A 3,576-nucleotide genomic window follows, 5' to 3' on the forward strand; every position below is an offset into this window, starting at 1 on the left:
GTCATAGAAAAACAGAAGGAAGGGGAGATGGCCATGTTTCCTGCACCGCCAACCCCCCCCCCCCCCCCCCCCCCCCCCCCCCCCACCCCCCCCCCCCCCCCCCCCCCCCCCCCCCCCCCCCCCCCACCGCCGACGACGACGTCAGCCGCCCAGGGCCGCCATCACCACGTCCTTGGCCTCCTCCTGCACCTGGCGCAGGTGGTCGGGGCCGCGGAAGGACTCGGCGTAGATCTTGTACACGTCCTCGGTGCCCGAGGGGCGGGCCGCGAACCAGGCGTTCTCGGTGGTGACCTTGATGCCGCCGATGGGCGCGCCGTTGCCCGGAGCCTCGGTCAGCACTCCGGTGACCGCCTCTCCGGCCAGCGTGTCCGCGCCGACCTGGGCGGGCGAGAGCTTGGCGAGCAGCGCCTTCTCCTCGCGGGTCGCCGGGGCGTCGATGCGGGCGTAGGCGGGCGCGCCGAAGCGGGCGGTGAGGGCCGCGTAGTGCTCGGAGGGCGTCTTGCCGGTGACGGCCAGGATCTCGGAGGCGAGCAGCGCCAGGATGATGCCGTCCTTGTCCGTGGTCCACACCGAGCCGTCGCGGCGCAGGAACGACGCGCCGGCCGACTCCTCGCCGCCGAAGCCGAGCGAGCCGTCGACCAGCCCGTCGACGAACCACTTGAACCCGACGGGCACCTCGACCAGCCGGCGTCCCAGGTCCGCGGCGACGCGGTCGATCATCCCGGACGACACCAGCGTCTTGCCGATCCCGGTGCCGGCGGGCCACTGCTCGCGGTGGGCGTAGAGGTAGGCGATGGCGGCGGCCAGGTAGTGGTTGGGGTTCATCAGGCCCGCGTCGGGCGTGACGATGCCGTGCCGGTCGGCGTCGGCGTCGTTGCCGGTGGCGATCTGGAAGCGGTCGCGCTGTTCGATGAGAGAGGCCATCGCGTACGGCGAGGAGCAGTCCATGCGGATCTTGCCGTCCCAGTCGAGCGTCATGAACCGCCAGGTGGGGTCGGCGAGCGGGTTGACCACGGTCAGGTCGAGCCGGTGCTGCTCGGCGATGCGGCCCCAGTAGGCGACCGACGCCCCGCCCAGCGGGTCGGCGCCGATGCGCACCCCGGCGGCGCGGACCGCGTCCAGGTCCAGCACGCCCGGCAAGTCGGCCACGTAGGCGCCGAGGAAGTCGTGGCGGGCGGTGGTGGGCGCGGCGAGCGCCCGGGCGTAGGGGATGCGCCGTACGTCCTTCAGGCCGCCCGCGATGATGCTGTTGGCGCGGTCCTGGATCCAGGAGGTGGCGTCGGAGCCGGCCGGTCCGCCGCTCGGCGGGTTGTACTTGAAGCCCCCGTCGGCGGGCGGGTTGTGCGAGGGGGTGACCACGACGCCGTCGGCGAGCCCGGAGGCGCGTCCGCGGTTGTGCGTGAGGATGGCGTGCGAGACCGCGGGTGTGGGGGTGTAGCCGTCGGCGCTGTCGATGAGCACCGTCACCTCGTTGGCCGCGAACACCTCCAGGGCGGTGACCCGCGCGGGTTCGGACAGGGCGTGGGTGTCGGCGCCCAGGAAGAGGGGGCCGTCGGTGCCCTGTGCGGCGCGGTACTCGCAGATGGCCTGGCTGGTCGCGGCGATGTGGTCGTCGTTGAACGCCGTCGCCAGGGACGATCCGCGGTGCCCGGACGTGCCGAACGCCACTCGCTGCGCCGGGTCGGCCGGGTCCGGGTGCAGCGCGTAGTACGCGGTGACCAGCCGGGCGACGTCGACGAGGTCCTCGGGACCGGCCGGCCTGCCCGCTCGCTCGTGCTGCATGTGCCCGCTCCTCCACATCGGTTGACCTGTGTTGCCTGCCGGCCCATCTTCCCCCGTCACCCCGGCGACGTGCGAGAGCGCACGGAACAGGGCTGGTTCCGGGGGGTGGCCGGCCGGGAGGCGGGCTCAGCCGGGCCGGGGGCGCAGGCGGGCGGTCAGGACGGCGATGTCGTCGTCCGCCCGCGGCGTCGCCAGGCGGGTGACGATCTCGTCCAGGATCTGCCCGGCGTCCCGACCGGGGCGCAGGCGCAGCCGGGCCAGCCGGGAGAGCGAGGTGTCGATGTCCTCGCCGCGGCGTTCGACGAGTCCGTCGGTGAACATCACCAGGGTGTCGCCGTCGCCCAGCGGCAGGGTGGTCGTCGTGTGGTCGGCCGGCCCTGCGCCCAGGGGCGGGCCGGCGGGCAGGGGCACCAACTCGCCGGTGCCGTCGGGGTGGAAGACGGCCGGCGGGAGGTGCCCGGCGGCGGCGAGGGCGACCGAGCGGCCCACCGGGTCCAGGAGGGCGAGCAGGCAGCCGGCGGGCCTGCGCCGGGCGTCCGCGGCGGCGATCGCGTCCATCCGGCGCAGGACACGGTGCGGCGGCAGGCCGGCGGCGGCGATGTAACGCAGCGTCGAGCGGTAGGCGTTCATGTCGACCGCCGCGTCCAGACCGTGCCCCATCACGTCGCCGACGACGAGTAGGGTGCGGCCGTTCCGTAGGCGTACGGTCTCGAACCAGTCACCGCCCACCGCCGCGCCGTGGCCGGCCGGCACGAAGCGGGTGGCCACCTCGACGCCGGGGTGCGGGCGGCCCGGCCCGGCGGACGGGCCCGCCGCGAAGGGCGGGTCCGTGTCCGCCGGCGGGCGGTGTCCGGCGTCGTGGCGCGGATGGGTCATCTGGTGCGGTTGGGCTCCGCCCTGGTGCGGATGGGTGGCCTGGTGCGGATGGATGGCGTGGTGGAGATGGGTGGCGGTGAGGCGGGCGGCGTAGTGCACCGCGGCGGCCTCGCCGTCGTCGAACGCCCGGCCGGCGCGGACGGCGAGGACGACTCCGTAGGCCCGGTCCCAGGCCAGGAGCGGCACGGACAGCGCGGCCACCGGCTCCTGGCCGTCGAGGCTGACGGAGTCGGTGATCGGATGGCCCGCGTCCAGCGCGCGGACCAGGACGTTCCGCCGCGGCACGTACCGCAGGCCGTCCAGCAGGTCGCGGCGGCCCGCCGCGGCGGCGGCGCGCAGTGCGCCGCGCCGTGCCCGCGGGCCCGCCGGCCGCGTGAGGAGGTCGACGGCCGCGGCGTCGCACAGTTCCCCGACCAGGAAACGGGCGCACTCCGCGGCCGTGCCGCGTTCGTCCGGCGTGGTGCCGATCGCGGCGACGGCCCGTTGCGCCAGGGCGAATCGATCGGCCGGCCCCTGGCGGGGCGTGGCAACCCGTTGACGTTCCACCATCGTTCCCTTCTGCCGTTTCCATCCCAGCATCAGCGGGGCCGACGGGCGGGTAGCGACCCGGTCGGGATGCGGCGGCGGGGACGGCCGGGGGGACGACGGCCGGGGCGGCAGCGCGGCCAGGTCGGGGACGACGGCCGAGGTGGCAGCGCGGCGAGGCCGGGGACGACGGGCGAGGTGGCAGCGCGGCCAGGTCGGGGACGACGGCCGAGGTGGCAGCGCGGCGAGGCCGGGGACGACGGGCGGGGGCCGGCGCCTGGCACAAACGGGGGCCCGGGGGGGGGGGGGGGGGGGGGGGGGGGGGGGGGGGGGGGGGGGGGGGGGGGGGGGGGGGGGGGGGGGGGAGGGAGGGACGAGTGTCTTCTGTATGTT

General features: G+C 76.0%; 2 protein-coding genes. Both read right to left on the reverse strand.

The features are described 5' to 3' along the window. Positions 1 to 141: 141 nt before the first annotated feature. The gene (gene pgm / locus ACZ5GT_RS40645) at positions 142 to 1,782 is read right to left on the reverse strand and encodes a phosphoglucomutase (alpha-D-glucose-1,6-bisphosphate-dependent) (protein ID WP_469036959.1); all 1,641 of its coding nucleotides are present in this window, start codon (positions 1,780 to 1,782) and stop codon (positions 142 to 144) included. A gap of 126 nt (positions 1,783 to 1,908) precedes the next feature. Then, positions 1,909 to 3,207, reverse strand: a complete 1,299-nt coding sequence (locus tag ACZ5GT_RS40650; RefSeq protein WP_469036961.1) for a PP2C family protein-serine/threonine phosphatase — start codon at positions 3,205 to 3,207, stop codon at positions 1,909 to 1,911. Positions 3,208 to 3,576 lie beyond the last annotated feature (369 nt).

Source organism: Streptomyces sp. NPDC031340 (assembly GCF_055569945.1).